Here is a 23,395-nt window from a genome sequence, read left to right as displayed (position 1 = left end):
CCTATCGCGGCCGTCGCCCTTTTTTCGAAGCAAACCGCCCCATCTTGAAGTCTATGGAGAAGTTGACGTACGCCTCAAGCAATCGGAAGACCTTCTTGTCTCCCATCGGCCCAACGGTGCGATCGCTCGGCAGGTTCGAGACCTGTCCTTCCACCACCCGGGCGCGTCCGATAATCTCGAAACCGCCGTCAGGCTCTGTATAGCCGAGGTTGTCCGTCAGCACGCCTATCACCGTCGGCAGATTGGCGAGATCGTAGTGTGCCAGCAACCCCGGTCGGCCATGCGGCAGAACCTCGCCGGTACCCGGATCTCTAGCCACCACCCGAGTCCAAGGCGGTGTCGGCTTCCTCCGCGCGCGGAGCGGTGCTCCCATCACCTCGTCACGCAGGCCGCCGTCAAAGTAGTTAGTGGCACTCTCCGCCATACCGAGCGTATTCACGCAGTAAGCGGCTGGCACACCAAGATATTTGGCCGCCAGATCATAGTAGTCCTGCCGCGTAAGCTCACCAAATCGACCGCGGTAGCCGCCGCCGTCAACAAGACGACTGCCCAAAGGGAGCTCAAAGGTCATCTGTTTGCGCTCGCATGCCTTTAGGAAGTAAACAAACGCCGAGGTAGCGCCAATGATTGCCACCGGCTCACCGGTCGATTCGACGTCACGCAAATTTGCGATGAGGGCAGCCACGTCTATACCCGACTTACCAAGCAGGAAGGCACTTTCCGGTGAACCGAAGTGCAGGCGTGTCTGCTCCATGCCGATGGCCATGCCCATACTTGGAGCCATCTGGGGGCTAGGAGCTAAAATGAGAATCCGGCATCGTCGGCCGGACCCAAAATCCGGGAACACGTATGCGCCGGTCATCACCCGGTTGGCCGCAAAAATCAGCTCTTGTCCGAGCTCATCCCTGAAGATGCGGCCGCGCTGATTCGCCGAGGTCGTCCCGCTGGTAAGCTGCGCCATCACGGCCTTGTCCATTGAAAACGATGTGACTATCTCGTCTTTGAATGCTTGAGTGGGATACGCCGGAATCTCGGACCATGCGCTGACTTTCGCTGGCGAGATGCCGGCTGCGTCGCAATACGACCGATACGGCTCATTGCGCTCGTATTGGTACGCGAACAAATCAAGTGCAAGGGTGTCGAAAACGTCGCGAGGTCCGTCCGGACCTGCTTCTATCGTTTCGCGCACGCGCGCGGCGATCTCGCGACTTGATTGCTCGGCTCGCAGGCCGTCGCCCATCTCCACCCTTATTCTCTGCCTCGATCCTGTCCCACGTTTGTGGTTAGCCTACCGCGCAAAACGGGCCGCCAAGCGCTTGGGGTGGGCGACGGGATTCGAACCCGCGACCTTCGGAGCCACAGTCCGACGCTCTAACCAACTGAGCTACGCCCACCATGAGTGGCTGGCACGCCCGGAGGGATTCGAACCCCCGACCTAGAGATTAGAAGTCTCCCGCTCTATCCAGCTGAGCTACGGGCGCTTGATAGACAGCGAAATCCGGGCAACGCAAGAGGACACGGTACTCGGGTAACGCAATGTTGTCAATGGAGCGGCGGACGGGACTCGAACCCGCAACAATCAGCTTGGAAGGCTGATGCTCTACCAATTGAACTACCGCCGCACGTGGTCGGGCTGACAGGATTTGAACCTGCGACCCTCTGCTCCCAAAGCAGATGCGCTACCAAGCTGCGCTACAGCCCGACACCAACTCCGCGCGAATCCCGCTTTAAAAGCGCGCTAGCAAAGGAGCATCGCTCAGTATATTGCCGATGCCCGCTCTAGTCGATAGTGTATTATCAACTTCCCTGCATTCGACGAAACTGGAGGAGCCGTGCGATGCCTGAGACTGCCTCGATTTTAGCCTGGACATTCATTGACGAGTGCCCGATTCCAGATGACATTAACGACTTGCTAGTTGCTGGTGAGAGCGCTGTCGCAGCCTACAAAACCTTTCGGGATTCCGCGATCTTCACCAATAAGCGACTGATCGTCAGAGACGCCCAGGGCTTGACCGGCAAAAAGGTCGAAATCTACTCCCTGCCATACTCCTCTATCATGATGTGGTCTTCCGAGAACGGCCGCGGACTGCTCGACTTCAACTCGGAGGTGGAACTTTGGACCAGGGTTGGCCACATAAAGATCAACCTCCACAAGGGCGTAGATATCCGTCGCCTTGACAAGTTGATCTCCGAAGCCATCCTCTAATCGGACTGACTAACGCCCCTGCTCGAGAAGATCGCCGAGGCGCTCGAATCTCTACCTGAGCTGACCTGTGATCTTCTCCTGCAGCGCGGCCAGTGCCCTGCCTCGATGTGAAATCGCGGTCTTTTCCGCAAGCGAAAGCTCAGCCATCGTCCGGCCGGACGCATCGGCGGGCAGAAAGAGCGGGTCGTACCCAAACCCCTTGTCACCGCGCGGCGAAAACCCGATGCTACCCTCACAGGCGCCGTCCGCCACCACCTCCGAGCCGTCCTCGGCGATAAGCACGATGACGCAACGAAAGCGCGCCTTTCGCTGTTCGGCAGCCACACCCTGAAGCGCCGAGAGGAGCTTTGTGTTGTTATTGGCGTCACTGGCCTTCTCTCCCGCGTAGCGCGCCGAGCGGACCCCGGGCGCGCCGTCGAGCGCGTCTACCTCAAGCCCCGAATCATCGGCAAGCGCACCGCATCCGAAGAGCTCGAAAGCGGCTCTCGCCTTGATGCGAGCGTTTTGGAGGAAGGTATCGCCCGTCTCTTCCGGCTCGATCCACACTCCGGCCTCGGCAGCTGCGACAAACTCGAGTCCGGAGTCGGGTAAGGCGGCCCTGATCTCATCTACCTTGTGCGGGTTGCCGGTTGCCACTATGACACGCCGGAGTCGCTCGCCATCGCAAAGAGGCCTATCACAGCTCGAAGACATCGTCATCGCTTTCGATAATCCGGCGCTGAAGCGCCACTATCCTGTCGATCCCGACTACCGCTAAATCGAGCATCGAGTTCAGTTTCGCGCGGTCGAAGGGCGTCTGTTCGCCGGTGCCTTGCACCTCGATGAAGCGCCCTTCGCAGTCCATCACGACATTCATGTCGATCTCGGCGGTCGAGTCCTCGGCGTAATCGAGATCGAGCACGATCTCCCCTCCAACCATCCCGACGCTGGTGGCGGCGACCTGGCCAAAGAGCGGAAGCTCGGTGATTTTCCCCGCATCGCGCCAGGTGCTCAAGGCATCGTGAAGAGCGATGAACGCGCCTGTTATCGCCGCGGTTCGCGTGCCCCCGTCGGCCTGGATCACATCGCAATCCACGCTCAAAAGATACTCGCCGCCGAAACCTCTGAGGTCCACAACAGACCGCAGTGACCTGCCGATAAGGCGCTGGATCTCATGCGTGCGCCCTTTCGGGCCTCCGGAGGTCGACTCACGCCTCGTGCGAACGTGCGTCGAAGCGGGCAGCAGCGAATACTCGGCGGTAATCCAGCTTTTCCCCTGGTTTTTGAGCCACGGTGGCACTCCTTCTTGTATCGAAGCCGCGCAGAGGACACGCGTATCGCCGAGCTCGAACATGCAGCTGCCGTGCGCGTAGCGCAAATAGCGGCGGGTGACTCTGATCGGGCGCAAATCGCCGGGCGCTCGTCCGTCTAATCTCATCATCAGGCGTGTCTCCTTCTAGGTTGTCCGCAAAGCGGTGGAGTCCAGCTCGTAGATATCAAACTCTTTTGCTATCGATGAATTCGGGCCGAAGATCTCAATCGCGTCTCGCAACATGTGTTCGCGATCATTTGTGGGCCATATGTGCGTGAGGACCAGTCTGCCGGCGCCGGCAGCGCGGGCAATCTCGGCGGCCTCGCGGGCTGTCATGTGCGGGGCGCGGCCGATGTACTCTTCGGGCATGGTCGCCTCGGCGATCAGGAGGTCAGCGTCTCGCGCGGCCCGCAATACCGCGTCGCCCGCCTTCGTGTCCGAGGTGTAGCACACCCGGGCGCCATCGGGCGATTCGACCGAGAGCGCAAAGGTAGTCTCGGCGTGATCGACAAGCAGCGGAGTGATGGCAAGCGACCCGATCCTGACGACTTGCTCGGCGATAAGCTCATGGACGATAAACGCCTCGGCAAGTTCAATGCGGCCCCTCTCCGAAAGCAAACACCCCATCTGCTCAAAGAGGCTTTCCGGCAGCCAAAGCGGCAACGGCGAAGCGGGGCCTTGTGGCGCGTATCGAAGCAGCGCCTGCAGCGCGTAGATGTCGAGAAAGTGGTCGGGGTGCCCATGGGTGATCACGACCGCGTCGAGAGTGACTGGATCGGCAATCTCGCACAAATTCGCGATAACGCCGTTTCCGCAATCCATAAGCACTTTGGTGCCATCGTGCTCAACCAGGTAACCGGAGCACGCCTGCCCCGCACCAGCATAAGACGCCGATGAACCCAGCACGGTCACTTTCATGAAGCTCCTCCTTCGACGGCTTCGCCGTCAGCCAGAAACGAAAGTTCCCCTGATGATAGCAGCGAACTCAGTGTCTCTATCGAAACATGCTCAACGCCCGCGACAGGAACTCGAAGTATGCGCGAGCCGAGATGCGCAAACTCGCAAGCGTCCCCGGTGGTCGCGAAGTGAAGTTCGCGCGGCTGGCCTGCCGAAACAAGCTGACCGCGGCGCTTCAGATTGTCCGCGACCTCTCTCGCCGTTTCCTCATCGGAGGAGATCAGCTGAACACTTTGTCCAACCACTTGCTGAATCGCCGATCTCAGCAGCGGGAAATGCGTGCAGCCAAGAACCAGCGTGTCGATTCCCGAGCGCTTCAAAGGATCTAGGTAATCGCGTGCGATCTCGTAAAAGGACGGGCGGATGAACACGTCCGTTAGCTCGGAAAGCTCCTGCTCTAGCGGACCCGGGCCCATACGAAGCCCCGACTCCACCACATCGACAAACTTTGGCGTGGGCACTGAAAACACCGTCACTCCCGCGTCAAGCGCCCGTACCGCTCGGCTGTAAGCGCCGGAGTCTATGGTGCCTTGTGTGCCGATCACGCCCACCTTGCGATTTGCCGTCGCATGCACGGCCGCGCGCGCGCCAGGCTCGACCACACCGACCACTGGAACCTCAAACGCGCGCTGCGCCAACGCCAGACCGGCGGCGGTAGCGGTGTTACACGCCATGACGATCAGCTTGACATCGCGGGAAACCAACCAGGAGCCGATCTCGAGTACAAACCGCCTGACCTCGCCTAAGTCTCTCGGACCGTAAGGGCATCTTGCCGTGTCCCCAAAGTACAGGATCGATTCGTCCGGTAGCGCGTCCATGAGCGACCTGACTACCGTCAGGCCACCGAGTCCGCTATCGAAGACACCTATCGGCCTATTGTCAAATCGCACTGCCGTTACTCTCCGCAATCAGCTCAATCATCTTCTCGGCGATATCGTGGATCGGCAGCACAACGCGCGCGGCGCCGAGCTCAACGGCCGCCTTTGGCATACCCCAAACCGTCGAGGTGCTCTCGTCCTGAGCTATCGTCGCGGCACCGGTATCGTGTAGCAGCTTCAATCCCTTGGCCCCGTCCGCGCCCATTCCCGTCAGGATGACGCCAAGCGAGTTCCGCCCGATCGAGGTTGCCACACTCTCGAACAGGGTATCCGCCGAGGGCACATAGAGCTGACCTGAGAGCGGGTTGGTGAACCTCATCGTGAGCCCATCCATCGACAGGTTGGTTCCCGTAGGAGCTATGAAGGCCGCTCCCGCCTCGACGTTTTGCCCATCGCGAGCCTCCCGAACATCGATCTTGCACCCTGCGTTCAGCCAGCTCACAAGGCCGGGTATGAACCCCTCGGCGATGTGCTGAGCGATGACGATCGGCACCGGAAGCTCCTTCGGCAGCCTGCCGAGGATGGAAAGAAGCGCTGATGGCCCGCCTGTGGAAGAGCCGATCGCTACAAGTGATACGCCGCCCCTCTCGGCCTTTGGGGAAATCTCGATTGGGCTGGTCGGGTGCAACTCCGTTCGCCTGCCCCTGATGTGAGTGATCACCTTGACGCGGGCGAGTATCTTTACCTTCCGGATTACCTCGCGTCCGATATTTTCTAGGTGCGCCCAATCTCTGGGCTCAGGCTTTTTTAGCACCTCCAGCGCACCCATCTCCAGCGCGTCGAAAGCGCGCCCCATTCCTTCCCCGTACACCGAGGAAGAGACCACCAGAATCGGAGTCGGGGTGTACGCCATGATCTGCTCGGTGGCTTTCAGGCCGTCACATCTGGGCATATGTATATCCATCGTCACCAGATCAGGACGAAGCTCCGCAACCTTAGCGATAGCCTCAAGGCCGTTTTTAGCTTCGCCGATGACCTCGATTCCCGGGTCCGAAGAGAGAATCTGCGTCAGCATCTCCCTGGCGACAAGCGAGTCATCCACAATCAGCACTCTTATTCGAGAATCGGTAGTCACTGCGCTCCTTCCCGACCCTCTATCAGCGGATCAGGCGATCAACGGTATCCAGCAGGGTATCCTGATTGAAAACGGATTTCGTGATATAGGCGTCAGCGCCTGCCTCGGCACCCTCGGCCTTCTCCTCATCGCGCTCGAGCGACGTCACGATGATGACGGGAATCCTTGCGAGCGCCGGATCAGCCTTGATCGCGCGCGTCAGCTCGAACCCCGTCATGTTGGGCATCTGAACGTCGGTCACAACCGCGTCCACAGCGAGGCCCTCCTTGAGCTTCGCAAGGCCCATCGCGCCATCAAGGGCAACTTCAACCTCGTATCCGGCAGCCTCAAAGATCGAGCGCTCCAGTTCACGGGTGGTGAAGGAGTCCTCGCATATCAACACGCGCTTGGGACCCTGTCTCTTCGACTCCTCGGCAGAGACCACTTTTGCACCCGAGCGCCGCCTCGCACGATCCATCAGATCAGGCACGTTGAGTATCGGAACCACATCTCCCGCGCCAAGAACGGTAACCCCGGCGACGTTGTCGACCTTACGCAGGTGCGAGCCTAAAGGCTTGATGACGATCTGCTGCTCGCCGATGAGAGCGTCGACGACAAGACCGATTCTGTGGCCCGCAAAGCCAATCGTCGCAATCGGCGTCTTCAGGCCCTTCGGCCCCTTGTGCGGCACGCCGAGAACATCCCCCAGGCGCACTAGTGGTATCGTGCGACGCTGGCGCCGGATAACATCACGGCCTTCAACCTTGATGATCTCCGATGGAGTCACCCGCAAAGTCTCTTCGATGCTTGTTGTCGGCAGCGCGAAGACCTGGTCGCCCACCTTCATAATCAGCGCCCGGATAATCGCGAGAGTGAGCGGAATCGTAAGCCTGAAGACGCTGCCTTCGCCGAGCTTACTGTTGACGTCGAGTGAGCCTTTGAGCTTCTCGACGATGAACTCGCGCACTACATCCATACCCACACCGCGGCCGGAAATCTCGGTAATGATCGAGCTTGTCGAAAAACCTCTCTCGAAGATGAGATATATCGCCTCGCGATCGGACATTGCGTCCGCCTCATTCTGGGAAAGGTACCCCTTGCGCACCGCCGCGGCCTTGACTCTCGCAGGATCAACACCGGCGCCGTCATCGGCTACCTCGATAACGATGCGGTCGCCCTCCTGGTGAGCCGTCATGCGTATCGTGCCCTTTGGGGGTTTGCCCAAAGCTTCACGAACCTCAAGCGGTTCGATTCCATGGTCGACCGCATTGCGCATGATGTGAATCAGCGGATCGTTTATCTCTTCCAGAACCTTCTTATCAAGCTCTGTGTCCTCACCCTCAATGATCAGTTCAACATCCTTTTTGAAGGATTTCGCAAGGTCGCGCATGGCGCGCGGGAAGGTCTGAAATATCGTCGAGACAGGCAGCATGCGAACTCGCATTCCTTGCTCCTGAAGCTCCGAGACAACCACGGACGCCCGCGCAACGTCCTCCGCGAAGCTCTTCAGAAAAATGCCGTCAGAACGTCGACGCTCTGCAAGCAGTGAGTCCATCCTGTTGCACTCTTCCAGCAACGCCACCATTGCTTCGTTCTCGATTTCCAGCGACGTGAGCTGCGATTTTATCTTGACCCAGGACTGCCAAAGCTCATTGAGCTCGTTGTTGCCCTGCCGTAACTCAACGATCCGCTGCTCCTCCTTGATCTGGGAGATCACGATTTCGCTGATGAGGTTGAGCAACCGATCTACCTGGGATGTTTTGACCCGGATCGTGTTATGGGCCTTAGCCTGCAGCTTGTCATCACGCTTGCTCGGAGCCCCAGAGCCCTCCGGGAGCACCTCTGGGGGATCCTCGACAGGCCTGTCGGGGGATTTTTTTCCGCGCTTGGCTGGCGCCTTTTTCTTCGGCTGGGTCGGTTCGTCTTCGGCGACTTTGGTCAATCGCACCTGTAGATCGGCAAGATCCAGCATGTCATCGATGTTTTTTCCGCCATTGTCCGCAAGATACACAATGGCATCGAGTGCCTCGAAAAAAGAATCGCTGAGCTTTGGCGTGTAAGCGATCTCTTTTTCCCTGATCTTGACCATAATGTCTTCGAGCCGATGGGCAACATCGGAAATCTCAAGGAGTCCGACCATCCGCGAAGATCCCTTTAGTGTGTGGGCATCCCGAAGCATCTGATCGAGCAGGGCCGCGTCATCAGGAGATGCCTCAAGCGAAATGACACCTTCGTTGAGTCGCTGGAGAAGCTCCTGGGCCTCTTCCTGGAACTTCGATATGAACGCGCTACGGTCAAATTCGACCATTAGTACTCTCCTTGAAGTGCGACCGGTTAGCCGACGATCTTAAACGCGGCGCCGACCTGACTGGACTCCTTGGCGATCATCGCCAGCTGTTCCGCAGTGGCCGCCACTTGCCGGCCGCCCGCCGCTGTCTGTTGCGCTACCGCGGCGACCTCGCGCATCACCTTCACTACCTGCTCTGTAGCGCTCTTCTGCTGCTGGGTGGCGGCGGATATCTCTTTAGCAGCCACCGTGGTCTGCTCGATCATCTCAAGTATCTGCTCAAGTGATTCTCCGGTAACATGCGCCAAGTCGACGCCGTTTTGAACTTGTTTCATCTCCTGCTCGGTAGCCAAGACTAGCTCGTTTGCCGAACTTTGTATCTCGGTCATGATCTGCGAAATCTCGCCCGTGGAGTTTACGACCGACTCGGCGAGTTTTCTGATCTCGGCCGCCACCACAGAGAAACCCTTTCCGGCCTCACCGGCTCGAGCTGCCTCGATGGCGGCGTTCAAGGCGAGTATCTTTGTCTGATCCGCGATAGAGTTGATGATGCCGAGTACCTGCCCTATCTGCTGACTGCGCTCTCCGAGCAGAAGAATTTTATTCGCCGAGTTCTGGCTGTGTGCCTTTATCTGCTCCATCGCTCCCAGCGAGTTGAAGACAGCCTGCTGTCCTGACTCGGCACTACCCAAAGAGGCCTCGGCCATATTGACAACCTGATTGGCGTTGTCGGCTATCTGCCTGTATGTGGCTGCCAGCTCCTCCATTGTGGCCGTGGTCTGACTGATTGAGGCGGCCTGCTCGGCCGAGCCGGATGCCTGCTGCTCCGTTGCTGAAAGGATGTCATTGGAAGACTGGGCTAAGCGCGTAGACGATTCCTGGGTCTGCCTGATGAGGTAGACGATCAGATCGAGCATCTGATTGTAGGACTTGGCCAAAACCCCAAACTCATCCGGCGAGTCTACATTGACCTTATGGCCTATCTCGCCCTGGCAAGAAGCCTTTACGCTTTCCACCACCTTATCCAAAGGCGCCATGAACCTTTGGCCGACCGCGAGGAACACGGCGAGCCAGGCGACTCCGAGTACAACCATTGCCCCGGCCAAAATCACCAAGTGTTCCAACAGCCCCTCGACAGGGCCTAGCTTGTCGCGAAAGATAAACCAGCCGATCATCCACTGCAATATCATGAACGCCAAGATCACCGCGGCATTCACAAGAGAATATTTGTAGAGAAATTTGCTTCTGATCGACATTATGAACTTCGACATCTCACTGGCCTTTCTTGACGGCTATTATTGCGCTGAACCTATCGGCTCAAGAATGCTGCTCACGTTGATGATTCCTATCAGCCTTCCATCGAGATGCACCGAGCCGATAATGAGTTGAGCGCTGACCTTGTCGATGGTGGACAGAGGGGGCTCAATGTTTTCCTGCGGCACCTCAACAATATCGCCTATCTCCTCTACAACAATTGCTGTAGCGACTTCCTTGTCGTGTATCACGATAGCGGGCGCAAGAGTGAATCCCATTGCGCTTCGCTCTAACCCCAACAGCTTCGAAATATCGGTCACGGATATCATCTCGCCCCGAATGTTTACCACACCCAGAATTGCAGGTGGCGTGCATGGTATCGGCGCAATCTTGTACTCCCGGTATATCTCTCGAACGTCTTGAACCTTGACCGAGTACCACTCCTCGTCCAGCCTGAAAAGGAGCAGCCCAACCAGATCGAGCTTTACCTCATCGATAGACTCCTGCGCCAAGGATTCGGCCCTTTGACGTAGCACATCAGCCACATCAGCGCTGGACCCTTCCAGCCAAAGGCCTGAGCCTACATTATCTGTCATTTGCACTCACCCATATCAATATCGACCGAAGTGACAAGACGATCAACATCGAAAAGAAAGATCATATCGTTGTCCAGGCGGCAAACACCCAGTAGTCGTTCGGCGAGATTGTGAAAATCGGGAGCTGGCGCCAAAGCCCCAGGTGGAACAAGCAGCACGTCCTCGACTTCATCCACCACCAACGCTACGAGAGTCTCTTTAGTGCGGCAGATAATCATCGGAGTGTCGATATGGTAAGACTTCGCAGGTAGATCGATAAGCGCCCGCATGTCCAGGACAGGAATCACCTGCCCTCTGAGATTCATCATCCCAATCAGCGACGCGTCAGCGCCTGGAACCTTGGAAACCTCGACGATCTGCTGAATCTCCTGGACCTTCTCAATTGCAAGCCCGTAGCGCTGGGAGTCGAGCTTAAAAACCACGATACGCTCTATGTGTGCGGTTGTTTGCTGCGTGAAATCCTCCGCCGCCGCAGACCCCGTTTTTTTCGAGCGCTTTGTCAACGGTTCACCGCCTACCCATTGGAAAACCGCATCACACGATCAAGCTCTTCAGGGCTGACCAAACCTTCGGCGACTTTGAGCGCGCCAGCGGTGATCATCGGTCTCATCCCGGCGGATTTCGCTACCGCAAGAATCTCATCGGCGGAGAGCCCCCTGGCGATCGGAACCCTCACCTGCTCGGTGAAGGGCAGCACCTCGAATATCCCGGTGACACCCTGAAAGCCAGTGTTGAGACACGCCGCGCATCCGACCCCTTTCATAGCCCGATTCGATGAGATATCCGGAACAACATCCGTCACGCTTCCGGCAAAAACCTCCACCGAACACTGCGGGCAATTTTTCCTCACCAGACGCTGTCCAACACCGAGGGTCAGCGCCGCCGCCAGCGAGACGGGCTCCGCACCCAGGTCAAGCATTCGGCGCACTCCCGAGACGATATCTCCGCCAGAAAACGTCGCTATAACCAGCTTGCCGAGACCAGCAGCCTCGACGGCGAGATGGACGTCTTCCACTGATTGCATCGGGTCTATTGCCATGACGTCCGTGTCCTGGCGCATGCCTGCCGCAAAATACGACTCGGCACCTATGGGCGCGCCCGGATTCACCAGAACCTGGGCCACAGAGGGGATTTCGTGTTCGATAGAACGCTCGACCGAATAGACTGTCTTGCCAGCCTGGGCGGCGTGCTGCAGCAATGCGTAGTAGGTAGACGAGCGACCGCCGGCGACGGGCGCGCAAACAAGCAGTATTCCTCGGCCACGCTCCACCATGGCGTGAAGGGCGCGTGTCTCGGCTTCGTTCATGCCGAGCTCTCCGAGCCCGCGTAGCGCCGAACGGCCGCTGCTCAGCGAGATCACCAGTCGCTGACCGGCGATAGTGGGAACCACCGAGACTGTAACGATCAGCTCCTTCTCGCCAATGTTGGCCCTGACGCGACCGAGCGCCGGATGCGAAGAGTGAACCGATGATAGCCTGGCAAATGCCTTGATGCCGTCGACGAGCGCTCCTTGCAAGGACAGCGGCGCACTGGCCACCCGCTCCAGGCGGCCCTGGACCCTGTAGACCAGGAAAAAATCGCCCTTGTATGGCAACAACTGGATTCTGTTGGCGCCTTTGCCAACCGCATGGGCGAGGATGTCGGAGACGAGCACTGCCACCTTGCCCGCATCCGCAAACGCAAGCACATCCAGGTCGATTGCGGACGGCTCCACCGAAGGGGCGGTTTCCACGATCTCCTCGATAGATTGAGCGACCTCGGCGAATACTTCGCCCTGTGGATCGGCGCCGATTGAATCGAAAACAGCAGAGGGTGCCTCGGCAGTGATTGACTCGAAGACAGCAGCAGGAGCCTCGGCAGCGATCGGAACAGCCTCGCCGAAGGGAGCTTCGAAGAAGTCCTCGGCGCTTATAGCAGGCTCTTCCGCCTCGGGAACCGCCGCTTGAGGCACATCATAGTATTGCGCTAGAGCCGCCAGGATCGAAGTGGGATCCGCAAGCACAACCTCGATTTCCGCTCCCACTTTCGACATAAGGTCGTCCAGGAGAAAAACATCGACGGCCTGACCTACGGCCACTGTAAGCATGCCTTCTATCTCGAATAGCGGCAGTACGCTGTAGGACAGGGCTATATCGGCCGGGACGATGTTCAGCGCACTTTCGTCCGGGGTGTAACTGGACAGATCGACTCGTGGTGTCCCAAATGCGTCTTCCAGCACATTTTCGATATCGGCGGCGGTAACCAGGCCTTGATCTATCAAAAGCTGCCCTGCACTACGACCACTGGCCGAGGCAGAAGCGATGACGCCTTCGATCTGTTCGCCCGAAATCAAGCCCGCTGTTTCGAGGGCTTCGAGCACCTTGGAAGTGAGAGATTCCGCCATGTAAGCCGTCCTAACCCTTCGCCTTCGCCAGTTCCTCGGCAACGGCCTGAAGCAAACGTTCGGGCTCTATGGGCTTGGTCAGGTACTGATTGGCGCCGGTCCTGATTCCGGTGGCCATCGCCTGTTCCTCGGTCTTCGCGGTGAGCATGATGATCGGGATCGACTTGTACTTCGCGTCGAACTTCAGTAGCCGGCAGACTCGATAGCCATCGAGCTTGGGCAACATGACATCGAGCAGGATCAGATCGGGCATCTCGGCGCGCGCCTTTTCCAGCGCTTCCGCACCATCGACAGCGGTGATGACATCGTGTCCGCCGGCGATCAATATCGCCTTTATCATCTCAAGGATCGTTGGGCTGTCGTCCACCGCCAGTATTCTAGCGTTTGCCATTCCCGTAACTCCCCTCTATCTCAGGCATTGCATTCCAGCCGCCTGCTGCCATTAGACATATACTCAGATCAGACATCAAGCGTGCCCTTCCGACACTCTACCAGACTGCGCTCTATGGTTTTAGCCAGCAAATCAGGCTTGAATCCGCCCATGAATTTCACCCAGTCTCCTTCCGGATTCTCATAAATGGTGCGCAGCGCCATCTCGTACTCCCTACATGCGTCTTGCACCGCCCCCATGGAGCGGTACAGATTGCCGAGATTCAGATGCGCAAGGGCAAACCCGGGATCCACATAGATAGTACGCCTGAACTCGGAGAGTGCGAGCATTTTTTCATCGCGTCTAAGATATATCATGCCGAGCACATATCGAGCGGCGGCAAAAAGCGGGTCGATCGCGAGCACCCTTTTGCACTCTTCGTAAGCGGAATCTAAGTCGCCCTCATCGGCATGCGCATTGGCAAGGAGCAGCAGCGCTCGGACGTTTTTCGAGTCAAGATCCAACACTTTAGCAGCATAAGTTGCAGCTGCGGCTTGCTCTCCTGCGGTCGCCGCGGACTCGGCAAGAGCCAAAAGCTCGTTCACCTCGTCGCTTACAGTCGCCGATATCTCACTCTTGCGGCTTTTAGGCTTGTCCGAAAACATCCGACGCCGGCGAGTATCATCGTCAGCGGCCGTTTTAGGCAAACCGGCAGGACGCCGGATCGGCGATTTTTCGTTCAACTTCTCGCTGAGGCGATATTTCCGACCGAGCGATTTGCGGTAAAGAAAGACTCCACCGACCTCAACGGGCTCGAAGCGGTCGGATATAGCCGCCAGCGTCTCGGAGTGACCCACAAACAGGTAACCGCCGGGATTTAGCGAGTCATAGAGATTCTGAACTACTCGGCGAGTGGACTCCAGCCTGAAATAGATAGTTACGTTCCGGCAAAAGATCACGTCCCAGTTGCCCATCAGGGACAGAGGATAAGGCTCCTTGATGAGATTATGATACTGGAATGTCACGATATTTCGCGCTTGCTCGACAACCCTGTTCCCGTGGGGCGCGGACTCGAAATACCTTGATGCCACTGACGGCGATAGATTGGAAATGCTTTTGGCCGGATAAACACCGCGCTTCGCCTTGAGAAGAGCGTTCGTGGAAACGTCGGTCCCCATGACCTCAGGAGTGAACCCCATGGCGACAAGGCCTGAATCCAGAAGCGTCATCGCGAGCGTGTAAGGCTCCTCCCCGGTAGAGCAGCCCGCCGACCAGACACGGAATCTCCGGTCTGAAACCCCTTTGTTGGAGATAATCTCCGGTATTACCGATACACGCAGCGCCTCAAACTGCTGGGGAAATCGAAAGAAGCTCGTCTCGTTGATAGTGATGAGGTTCATGAGCTCGTTGAACTCATCCTCGCTCGACTGGAGCATCTCCAGATACTCGAAAAGCGATGAGGCCCCTTTCCGGGTGGCACGAGTTATAAGCGAAACACGCAAGGAGTCCATCTTCTGATCTTCGAGAAATATCCCGGAATGCTGATTGATGTACTCCCGAAAGGCCTTGAACTCCTCGTGCGTGATGTCTTTTGGGATTCCCTCGCCGGCTTCGGCAATCACGTTTGCTCTGTCACCATCTCTTCTTCAGAAGCGTCGTCCTTCTCTATCAGTCCGGCCGAGTACATTCCGAAAAGTATCTTCGAGGTCTCGAAATCATTGTATCCGGTGAGTTCTACGAGCTCGCCAACAGAGCGGCCGCTGTGCATATAGCACAACAACATCCACTCCTTGGGCTTGAGATGAATCTCCATGGACTTGTCGCCCGGAGCGCTGGCCATTATGAATCGCGTGTCTGAGCCGGATATCTTCTGCCGGATCTTGCCCCAAAGTTCCATGCGCCGGGCGGACTCCATAATGGCGTTTTCGACGGAAACCGATATGCCGATATCCTCGCCTTCGCACACCTCATCGGGCACGAAGCGCAAATCGCCCTCTTCCCAGCGGAACAGATCGAACAAGGTGTCGTTTATCTGGTCTTGTATGAAGTTCTCCAGGACTTTGCCGTCTAGGTATCCTTCGTCGACGAGAATCTGACCTAGCCTGCGGTTGGCCTTCTCCTTCTTCTGTATCTTCTGAAGCCCAAGCGCCTGTCTGAGCTGCTTTTCCGAGATAACATCGGCGCTTACGAGCCTGCGACCCAAAGATTCGCGGTTCCAGTTGCTCGACGCGAAGAAGACGCGACCTTTCTTGAAGCATATCTTGCCCTCGGCATCTGCTTGACTCATGTACAAGGTGCCTGTCTTGTTGCCAGCGGCAAGCAGCCTGAACATGTCCTCAAGCGAAAAGTCTATGAGGTTACCCTCGAGAGCCAAGTGTGGATCCTTTCACTCCAAAGCCAAATCGTAGCACGAGACACTAGTGCGGAACAGATAAACCCTCGGCTTGTCTCAAGATTGTCTGGGCGTGCTGGTGCTCACCGTTTCGAGCCGAGAAAACCTCGCGGCCCAGCCGGTTGCCGGATCCAGGATCGCACTGGAGAAGAATCCGGGTACAAAACCTGCCAACATCGCCAAAGACCACTTTATCGAGGCGACGACCCCGACTGGACGCGGGTCGATCCCGAGATCCATGAGGTACATACCCGGCGTGCGCCCCCAAACAGAAAGAAACAGCGTCAAGTACAACAGGTAGATCACCAGGATGGTCACGATAATCGATGCCACAAAAACCGGTAAGGCCACAGAAGCCCTTACTGTTGGGAACGGAAACAGCAACACCGCCACGATCAGCGCCGCTACGGCGTCGATGCCTTGCGCGTATCGAGCCCTGTCAAGAGTCGCGGGCCCTTTGGCTTCAAAATGAGCGAACTTGCTCACTTCGCCTCCTCATCTCTTTGAGTCGCACGCCAAGCGTGCAGAAAAATCTCAAAATTCACAAGTTCTTCGGCGCCGGTCATACCGCCGTCATCGGCTATCAGCACTTTACCGCACCGCGTCAAAGCCAAGAGTCGATCACTTATCTTTTGTGGCGAAAAATCCTGCGAACGCAGTGTCTCGCCGTCAATACCGCCGAGAACCGCAAGATCCAACAGGGCGGCTTCGCGGGTAAAATCTTCGAAGTCGGAGTGGCAAAGTCCGCCAGGGTGCACCGCTGAAAATCCCTGCTGCTTTAGTGCGGGAAGCGCGAATCGCACATCGCCATCCGAATGAAACACGCTCGCTACCGAATGGCTGTGCGCGATCGCGGCCAGCCGGCCGGCTCTGGGCACGAGTTCGCGAAGAACGAAGTCGGGAGCGAGCAGGGGGCCGTTTGCCCCGGCCACATCCTCGGCGATAACTATAGCTGCCGCGCCGAGCCGAGCGCCGCTTAGCGCCTGTTCGAGCAGGTCCGGCATGACGGCATCCATCTGGCCGGCGATCATCTGGGGATTTGATTCGGTCGCGCGGAGGGACTCAATCCAGCCATCCCGGTTCGCCACCGCGCCAAAAGGCCCGCTTACCACCCAAAATGGGGCGGTTCCCGCTGCGATGACACAATCGATGGCGTCCTTAGCCCAAGGTTCAGACGCCGGCAAAAACACAAAGTCAAGATCGAGACGCTTGCAAGCGGCCGCATAAAGCGACGGCGCGGAACCTCGGCCCCACCTTAGAGCCTCGACTGCCAGCAGTGGAAGGAATGTAAAGCCGACAGGCGGCAAGATATGCGTCAACGATCGTGCGCGTGAGCTGGAAGTGCCAGGAAGCAGCCTGCTATGACTACTCCGCGTCCCAGGCGTCTTCGGAAGTCTGCGCAACAATATCGTCGATGACCGCGGTACAAGTGTGATCCTGCAAGGAGCCCGAGCTCTCCTCTGTCAAGGTCTGGGCCACTGCTTGCTCGTCCATCTACGTCTCCTCCTCAGGAAAAATTACCTGCCAGCATTATATGTTCGCGGTGAAGAAAAGACAACGAGCTTGGCGAGTCGAGCTGGGCTCGGAATCTGTTCGGTGGCTATGTTCATTTTTGCTGATCCTTCAACTTCAACAGCTCATCGTCCAGTCCATAGCGAATCACATCGATCCGTTCACTGCGCTGGGACACAAAATCACCGGTCATCGTTGGAAGCTGGAATGGGAAGAATGCCGGGTTGTTTAGAAGCAGACCCAGTGCGCCCTTGGCCTCCGGGGTGGCCAGGAGTGCGGACTCGAGCATCATGATGGCCAGGTTTGGCTCGACAATGCTCACAGGAGCGGCCTTCTCGTAGCAGCCTTTTGCCTCGGAATCCTGCAATACACCCCATGCCACAAACGATCGTAATACGTACCGACCATATCGAAAAATAGTTTGCCGGTCGCCATACTGTTCCTTCATGCGATTGATGATCTGCGCCTGGGTCACCTGATCCTGCAAGGCCAACAAGCGGCCAGTCTGCCGGGCCACATTGAACCAGAAGGGGTAGACAGCCGAGATCATCCCCCAGTGGACCACCAGAGCCATGGACGGGTTTTCCCGCAGAAACGCCAGCGAGGCATCCCGGAATGGAATCAGCTCGGGGTCAGGAGAGACCCATATCTTCATCAGATTGTTGACGACAAATGTCCGGGTCTGATCGCTTCGTTCGCCCTCTGAGCCGTTGCCTTTTCTGTCCGCGAGGAACTCATTCAGCTCCTGGCGGATGGTTTTGGCGTCGAGCCCCGCCAACAGCAGATTGGGTGCTTTCTGTATCCACTCGAAACGGATAGCCTGCTTGATGCCAATGGCTTCATGTCTTTTGCCCATCACCGTGCTCTCCTTTCAAACTTCACAAGGGGCACGATGACTTCTTCAATGGCTGCACCGCCGTGACCTACGATGACATCTCCCGGGTTCACGAATGCGTCGCGGCCGCCAGCCACCAGTGGGAAATAATCTGCTGGCAATCCAATCGGCTGCCACTCGTGGGCAAATGGAAATGCCCCCGCCACCTGGGCGCGGAGCTCCGGCGTGGGATAGACACGAACCCTCTCGCCGCGAGTCTCGGCAATCACACCTTCGGATGGGCGGCCTTTGCCGTCACATTGGATGTTGCCATGATCGGCCGTCAGCCAAACCTCATAGCCGTAATCCAGCAGTTGGCCGACTAGGGCTGCTAGGAACCCACCTTCGCACCACTGCTTGATCTGGTTATGCATCCCGGGCGAGCCGAGTTGCATGCCGTGCATGATCTTGTCGACCTTGTCCACAACCAGCCCCACCACCTTGGTCTTCCCCGGGTGGGTTGCGGAGTCGAGGGTGCCGGCAGCATCGCCGTCGCCAAGGCCGCGCTTGTAGACAACCTCCAGCCGAGACAAGCCATAGCCTTCCCAGAACTTCCTCCAAAGCTTCTCTTCACTGTTGGTCGAATTGATGGATGACGGGAAATAGAGCGGTGCCTTGCCCGAAAAGATCGATTGTCGCGATACCGATGTCAGCGTCGGAATCCAGGCGAAGGTCGCGGATTCGCGCATAACCAGATTGGAATCCTGCTTTTGCAGAAGCTGGCGCATGGTCACCCACTGATCCAGGGCCAGACCATCGACCACGATCAGCGCTGCACGGCCACTGCCGGAATCCTCGATATCCCGAGCCAGGCGACGCGGCACATGGTGCAGCATGGCCGGATTGTTCGGCGGCAAATTGATCAGACTGGAGTAGTGATCAGCCAACCAGCCGGCAAAGGTCGTGTTCAGTGCATCGCCGATTTCTCTGAGGCGATTCTGATACTCGGTGCTATTGCCACAATGAACCAGCGAAGACAGCTCAGCCCATTTCAATGCAAAGGCGGTCCAATCCAAGTAACGCGCTTCCGCAGTGGGCAGCTCCTTCTCAACAAGGTCAAACAAGCGGGAGATCCTCAGCTCGTCATCGTCCACGCCGGACGTGGCGATGCCGCTTCGAACCCAGGACCCGGCATCCACTTCAATGCCTTTGGCCTCGACAGGGGTAAGTTTCCCCTCCAGGAACAGGTTATCGATGTAAACCCTAATGTCCTGGTGGTCGAGTGGCAGACTATCAGGGCCGGGATACTTGAGGCCATATTCCGGCGAATCTTCCCGCACCTGATTGGCGCTGCCGAGCCTGGAAAGAAATAGCGGCCAGCGTTCCTGCAAAAAGGCGAAGAAGGCTTCATCGTCCGGAATGATTTCCGAGAGCGGCCAAGTTTTGAACCTATCATGCCCCTTGAGAACCTGGATGAGCCGCTCGGCCAGTATCAACGGTAGCTGAAGCTTGCCGTAGTGCAGGCGCAGCAGGGCAGGAAGCAGCTCAACCTCGCCCCTAATCAGCTCCGCCGCAATGCCGAACACATGACGGAGAATGAAATCCTTGGTTGCGTTGTCGCCCATGCGATCTGGTGGCGCCTTGCGCTGAGCCTCAAAAAGCGAATCCAGCAAGCTCCTGTCGAGCTTTTCAATGACCGGATAGCTCAGGTTGGGAAAGAGATCCCCCAAGTTGAACGATAGTTTCCGGCCCGCCTGGAGCAGATCGTATGGCAGGGATTCCAGATCGGCACCTTGCAACCTGAGAATCACCACCAGATCGGTGTGTTCGCCCCGGTCCCAGATCGAGCGGTACCTGGACTCATAGGCGTATCTGAATTCGACCGAGTCACTAAACTCAATTAGGTCGAACCCGCGCCCTAGAAGCTCCAATGCCAGCTTCTCCTCGGTCAGCAGACCATCAGGATCTGCGACCAGGGTCAACTTGCTGACGTTGGGTACAAAATCGCTCAGGATGGCGTCTCGCCAACTATTCATTGAGCGCCTCCCTTGATGATCCGCAGCATCAACAGCGGCCGGATTTCAGGCACGATCTGTCGAGCTGACTGAAGTTCATGTCTCCATTCGGATTCGTCTGCATCGCAACGAGACAGCCTAAATTGCCGCACCTCCGGCAATCCAACCCGCTCAATGGCCTTGCGGCGCGAAGCAAATGAAGCGGTTCCGCGTTCCTCCTCGCGAGCCATAGAGGCGATGTGCGCCTGCTGCAGGGCCTCGAACAGCTCCTGTCCGGCCTGTTCGGCAGCAATCTGTAAACGCTCGTGGGCGGCAACGGATTCATCCTGATCGAGGGTTGCCTGCACCTCGGCTTCCGCTGTCTGCAGCGAATCCCAGATATGCCGGGCTGTGGGCAGAAACAGTTTATCTTCCTCGCTCAAGAACACACTGACATAACCCCGCCGCACCACGGGGATGCGCAGGAGGTTTGTCTTCTGGTGCATTCCGGCCTGAAGGCGGATCTCAAAGAGCCCCCAGAGCCCGGAGATACTGGCTGGCAGCCCGCTCACGGTTACGCAAGGCAATGGCTGGCCTGCCACGATCTGCGGCAGGTTCAAGGCCAGCCCACGGACGCGAGTGTTTTCGAGGTTGAGTAGGGTTGCGTCGGTCAGGCGATCCGCTTCCCGGGCGTTGAACACGGCCTTGCGATGTTCCTGGCCATCCGGCCAATTCAGATCCCACCAGGAGCGCTTACGACTGGCCGCGCCGCCGTGCGAATTGAGGTAACCTACCGTCATCCTCTCCACCCAGTGGGGCAGTGGATGGGAGCGTAAACGCTCAGCCGCCTGTACATCCGGCTCTTCCGAGATGCCATAGATGGCGGAGGTTTCGCGCACCTGCTGTATCTCATCGCGAATCCTGGCCACCGTGTGATCGACGGAGGTTTCGATGCCGTCAGGATTAAGGATGGCCGAGGCAAACACATCCTCGAACAACTCACCGGCCTGGGCCGAGTCGAGGACGTCGCCGGTCTTGTCGATTCCGAACTCTTCGAAGATCACCGAGAGCTTCTGCTCCAGCACTTCGCGCACACGGAACTCGACCGAATCCTCAAGCACGAAATTGATCGCCTGTACGGTTTTTGGCTGGCCGATACGGTCCACGCGACCGATACGCTGCTCCAACCGCATCGGGTTCCAGGGGATGTCGTAGTTGATGACGACATGAGCGAACTGTAGGTTCAGACCCTCACCGCCCGCGTCGGTGGAAACTAGCACGCGGTGCGATCTGCGAAAGGCATCCTGTGCTGCCCCACGTTCCTCCATGTCCATGGAGCCGTTCAGAGTGACCACAGAGATTCCCCGTGCCTCAAGAAATTCCTTCAACATTTGCTGGGTGGGAACGAACTCCGTGAAGATCAACACCTTTAGATCCGGCTCGTTTTCCTCTGCTTGCAGCTTGTGGATCCACTCGATCAGCGCCTCAGCCTTGGCGTCGGGGCCAGCTTGCTCACAACGGACTGCCGCATCGAGCAGGGTCTCAACATGGCTGCCTTCGCTCTGCAGAGCCGACACATGGGATTTCAGCAGCTCATCGAGCAGCTCCTGCCCGTCCATGTCGTAGATCTCGTCGAAGTTTTCCGATCCATCCACGCCATTTTCCAGTTCCGCCAGGCGTAGGCTAACCTGCTGTTCGCCTTCCTTGAGCGCGGCGAGCCGCCGTTCCAGCGTGGTGCGGATCGCCCGGGTGCTGGAGACCACCAGGCGCTGCATCAGGATCATCAGAAAGCCGATGTGGCGCTTCTTTTCGCGCAGGGCCTGGTTGTAGCCCTCGCGGACATAATCGGTCACCGCTTCGTAGAGAAGCCGCTGCAAGTGGTGACGGCTCTCCCAGGCCACCGGGGCCATCTGCGTGCGCCGGGGTTTAAAGAGCGGCTTGCCGTCGGCATCAATTGTCTTGCGCTTCTCAGTACGGATAACATACGGAGCCACCCGGTCGCGTGAGACGCTGTCCATGTCCGGGAAGGCGTCGTTGTCCAGCAGGTTCATCAGGCGATGGAAGGCGTCGGTCTTCCCCTGATGGGGTGTAGCCGAAAGGAGCAGCACATAGGGCGCGGCCTCCGCCAGCCCCTTGCCGAGCTTGTAGCGGGCGACCTGATCGGTGCTGCCGCCCAGGCGGTGCGCTTCGTCCACGATCACCAGATCCCAACCAGCGGTAATCAGATCCTCGAACCGGCTGCAGTTGTATTCGGCAACGCGCTCGGCCGTCCAGCCGCGCCGCTTGTCCATGGGTTTGACCGAATCAAGCGAAACAATCACTTGGTCAAAAAGCAACCAAGGATTGCTTCGCAAGTGCGGAGTGCGCGGTGCGAGGTGCGTTTGTTCTGAAACTGCACTACGCACTTCGCACATCGCACTGGCAACGCGACCAAGCGTTGCCATATCGTCGCCCAGCACGAGTTGGAACTGTTCGTTGAAATGGGTCTGCATTTCCGCCACCCACTGGGTGGCGATGCCTTTTGGCGAGACGACCAGGGTTCGGCGCGCCAGCCCGCGCTGCTTAAGCTCGCGCATGACCAGCCCGGCCTCGATGGTCTTGCCGAGACCCACCTCGTCGGCCAGCAGGTAGCGCACGCGGTCGCCGGAGATGGCCCGTGACAAGGCGCGGATCTGGTGAGGCAGCGGAATGACGTTGGACTCCATGGGAGCCAGCAATACATGGCCCTCGGTGGCGCTGGTAGAGCCTTCAAGCACCTCGGCCACCTTGGCTGCGGCGGCCACATAGGCAATGCGTCCAGCCTCGATCTCCGGCTGCAGATCGGCACTCAGCGGCCGCAAGGCGGAGCGAGGCACGCGCACCATCGCGTCCTGGTTCGGCAACCAGACACGGCACACCGCCTGCCCCCACAAGGTCTGTTCTTCGATGACCTTGCATGCGCTGTTATGAACGGTGCTGTATTGCCACTCCTGACCAACGCTGGGAGATTTCATCCTTGAAGCTCCAGTGTCAGCCGGTTTGGCCTGATGGCGGAGCGTGACCAGTGCTGCTCCACAGCCTGGATAAATGCCGGACGAACCAGTTTGGACCGTTGCGCCAGCCAGTCATCTTGGCTAAATCGGAGATAGATGCCTTCCGCAGGCTGATCACTGAGTTTTGAGGTCGATAGGAATTTTTGAACTTCCGGGTATGCGAAGTGCCCGAGTGCGAGAACAGGAACTTGAGCAACACACATTTCCCTAAAGAGAGCATCCCGACGCTTTGAAGATAGAAATCGGCCAAATCGTTTGTCATAAACATCGAAACCAAGGAACCAATCCGGCAAACGGTCATAAAAAACCGAGTGCTGGGCATAGCACCATTCCCCGAAGAGTATGAAATGGTCGGAAAGATGCTCAAACAGCTTG

21 protein-coding genes and 4 tRNA genes are annotated in these 23,395 nt (G+C 57.8%); 1 reads left to right on the top strand and 24 read right to left on the bottom strand.

Annotated features, from left to right (window positions below; all coding sequences use genetic code 11):
* Window position 1 precedes the first annotated feature (1 nt).
* From KGZ89_09460 to KGZ89_09440, 5 genes are all read right to left on the bottom strand, one after another.
* Window positions 2-1,240, bottom strand: coding sequence for an acyl-protein synthetase (locus tag KGZ89_09460; protein ID MBS3975071.1), 1,239 nt, complete (start codon window positions 1,238-1,240; stop codon window positions 2-4).
* Window positions 1,241-1,317: 77 nt separating this feature from the next.
* Window positions 1,318-1,394: transfer RNA gene (locus tag KGZ89_09455), tRNA-His, on the bottom strand.
* A gap of 10 nt (window positions 1,395-1,404) precedes the next feature.
* Window positions 1,405-1,481: transfer RNA gene (locus KGZ89_09450), tRNA-Arg, on the bottom strand.
* A 65-nt stretch (window positions 1,482-1,546) separates the two neighbouring features.
* A tRNA-Gly gene (locus KGZ89_09445) sits at window positions 1,547-1,622 on the bottom strand.
* A 3-nt stretch (window positions 1,623-1,625) separates the two neighbouring features.
* Window positions 1,626-1,702: transfer RNA gene (locus KGZ89_09440), tRNA-Pro, on the bottom strand.
* A gap of 135 nt (window positions 1,703-1,837) precedes the next feature.
* Between KGZ89_09440 and KGZ89_09435 the strand changes: the two genes are divergently transcribed.
* Complete coding sequence (locus KGZ89_09435) at window positions 1,838-2,206, top strand: PH domain-containing protein (GenBank protein ID MBS3975070.1); 369 nt, start codon at window positions 1,838-1,840, stop codon at window positions 2,204-2,206.
* A gap of 51 nt (window positions 2,207-2,257) precedes the next feature.
* Here KGZ89_09435 and rdgB read toward each other — a convergent pair whose 3' ends face one another.
* The 19 genes from rdgB to KGZ89_09340 all read right to left on the bottom strand — a co-directional run.
* The gene (gene rdgB / locus KGZ89_09430) at window positions 2,258-2,899 is read right to left on the bottom strand and encodes an RdgB/HAM1 family non-canonical purine NTP pyrophosphatase (GenBank protein ID MBS3975069.1); all 642 of its coding nucleotides are present in this window, start codon (window positions 2,897-2,899) and stop codon (window positions 2,258-2,260) included.
* Window positions 2,883-3,623 (bottom strand): ribonuclease PH, encoded by a 741-nt coding sequence (gene rph, locus KGZ89_09425; GenBank protein MBS3975068.1) that lies wholly within the window; start codon window positions 3,621-3,623, stop codon window positions 2,883-2,885. Before rph ends, rdgB begins: the two co-directional genes overlap by 17 nt.
* Window positions 3,624-3,641: 18 nt before the next feature.
* On the bottom strand, window positions 3,642-4,415 hold the full coding sequence (locus KGZ89_09420; GenBank protein ID MBS3975067.1) for an MBL fold metallo-hydrolase: 774 nt from the start codon (window positions 4,413-4,415) through the stop codon (window positions 3,642-3,644).
* Complete coding sequence (locus tag KGZ89_09415; protein ID MBS3975066.1) at window positions 4,412-5,362, bottom strand: glutamate racemase; 951 nt, start codon at window positions 5,360-5,362, stop codon at window positions 4,412-4,414. Before KGZ89_09415 ends, KGZ89_09420 begins: the two co-directional genes overlap by 4 nt.
* A complete protein-coding gene (gene cheB, locus KGZ89_09410) occupies window positions 5,334-6,407 on the bottom strand; it encodes a chemotaxis-specific protein-glutamate methyltransferase CheB (GenBank protein MBS3975065.1) in 1,074 nt (357 codons plus the stop codon). Before cheB ends, KGZ89_09415 begins: the two co-directional genes overlap by 29 nt.
* Before the next feature lie 22 nt (window positions 6,408-6,429).
* Window positions 6,430-8,694 (bottom strand): hybrid sensor histidine kinase/response regulator, encoded by a 2,265-nt coding sequence (locus tag KGZ89_09405; protein MBS3975064.1) that lies wholly within the window; start codon window positions 8,692-8,694, stop codon window positions 6,430-6,432.
* Between the two features lie 26 nt (window positions 8,695-8,720).
* Entirely contained in the window at window positions 8,721-9,944 is a 1,224-nt protein-coding gene (locus KGZ89_09400; GenBank protein MBS3975063.1) for a methyl-accepting chemotaxis protein, read from the bottom strand.
* Window positions 9,945-9,968: 24 nt separating this feature from the next.
* Window positions 9,969-10,523 carry a purine-binding chemotaxis protein CheW gene (locus tag KGZ89_09395; protein MBS3975062.1) on the bottom strand — a complete coding sequence of 185 codons (555 nt, stop codon included), beginning with the start codon at window positions 10,521-10,523 and terminating at the stop codon, window positions 9,969-9,971.
* Window positions 10,520-11,026, bottom strand: a complete 507-nt coding sequence (locus KGZ89_09390; GenBank protein ID MBS3975061.1) for a purine-binding chemotaxis protein CheW — start codon at window positions 11,024-11,026, stop codon at window positions 10,520-10,522. Before KGZ89_09390 ends, KGZ89_09395 begins: the two co-directional genes overlap by 4 nt.
* An 11-nt stretch (window positions 11,027-11,037) precedes the next feature.
* Window positions 11,038-12,906 (bottom strand): Flp pilus assembly complex ATPase component TadA, encoded by a 1,869-nt coding sequence (gene tadA / locus KGZ89_09385; protein MBS3975060.1) that lies wholly within the window; start codon window positions 12,904-12,906, stop codon window positions 11,038-11,040.
* Window positions 12,907-12,916: 10 nt separating this feature from the next.
* Window positions 12,917-13,297 (bottom strand): response regulator, encoded by a 381-nt coding sequence (locus KGZ89_09380; GenBank protein MBS3975059.1) that lies wholly within the window; start codon window positions 13,295-13,297, stop codon window positions 12,917-12,919.
* Window positions 13,298-13,365: 68 nt separating this feature from the next.
* A complete protein-coding gene (locus tag KGZ89_09375; protein MBS3975058.1) occupies window positions 13,366-14,898 on the bottom strand; it encodes a hypothetical protein in 1,533 nt (510 codons plus the stop codon).
* Window positions 14,895-15,650, bottom strand: coding sequence for a DUF4388 domain-containing protein (locus KGZ89_09370; GenBank protein ID MBS3975057.1), 756 nt, complete (start codon window positions 15,648-15,650; stop codon window positions 14,895-14,897). The genes KGZ89_09375 and KGZ89_09370 overlap by 4 nt, the downstream gene beginning before the upstream one ends.
* Window positions 15,651-15,725: 75 nt before the next feature.
* The gene (locus tag KGZ89_09365; protein MBS3975056.1) at window positions 15,726-16,154 is read right to left on the bottom strand and encodes a hypothetical protein; all 429 of its coding nucleotides are present in this window, start codon (window positions 16,152-16,154) and stop codon (window positions 15,726-15,728) included.
* Window positions 16,151-16,987 carry a hypothetical protein gene (locus KGZ89_09360; protein MBS3975055.1) on the bottom strand — a complete coding sequence of 279 codons (837 nt, stop codon included), beginning with the start codon at window positions 16,985-16,987 and terminating at the stop codon, window positions 16,151-16,153. The genes KGZ89_09365 and KGZ89_09360 overlap by 4 nt, the downstream gene beginning before the upstream one ends.
* A gap of 287 nt (window positions 16,988-17,274) precedes the next feature.
* A complete protein-coding gene (locus KGZ89_09355) occupies window positions 17,275-18,036 on the bottom strand; it encodes a hypothetical protein (GenBank protein ID MBS3975054.1) in 762 nt (253 codons plus the stop codon).
* Window positions 18,036-20,030 carry a BREX-3 system phosphatase PglZ gene (gene pglZ / locus KGZ89_09350; GenBank protein MBS3975053.1) on the bottom strand — a complete coding sequence of 665 codons (1,995 nt, stop codon included), beginning with the start codon at window positions 20,028-20,030 and terminating at the stop codon, window positions 18,036-18,038. The genes KGZ89_09355 and pglZ overlap by 1 nt, the downstream gene beginning before the upstream one ends.
* Window positions 20,027-22,981 (bottom strand): DEAD/DEAH box helicase, encoded by a 2,955-nt coding sequence (locus KGZ89_09345; protein ID MBS3975052.1) that lies wholly within the window; start codon window positions 22,979-22,981, stop codon window positions 20,027-20,029. Before KGZ89_09345 ends, pglZ begins: the two co-directional genes overlap by 4 nt.
* The coding region (locus KGZ89_09340; GenBank protein MBS3975051.1) for an RNA ligase family protein at window positions 22,978-23,395 on the bottom strand (418 nt) is incomplete at its 5' end. The genes KGZ89_09340 and KGZ89_09345, both read right to left, overlap by 4 nt.

It is taken from the genome of Actinomycetota bacterium, assembly GCA_018334075.1.
Taxonomy (GTDB): Bacteria; Actinomycetota; Coriobacteriia; order Anaerosomatales; family UBA912; genus JAGXSC01.
This window is presented reverse-complemented; position numbering and strand designations above follow the sequence as displayed.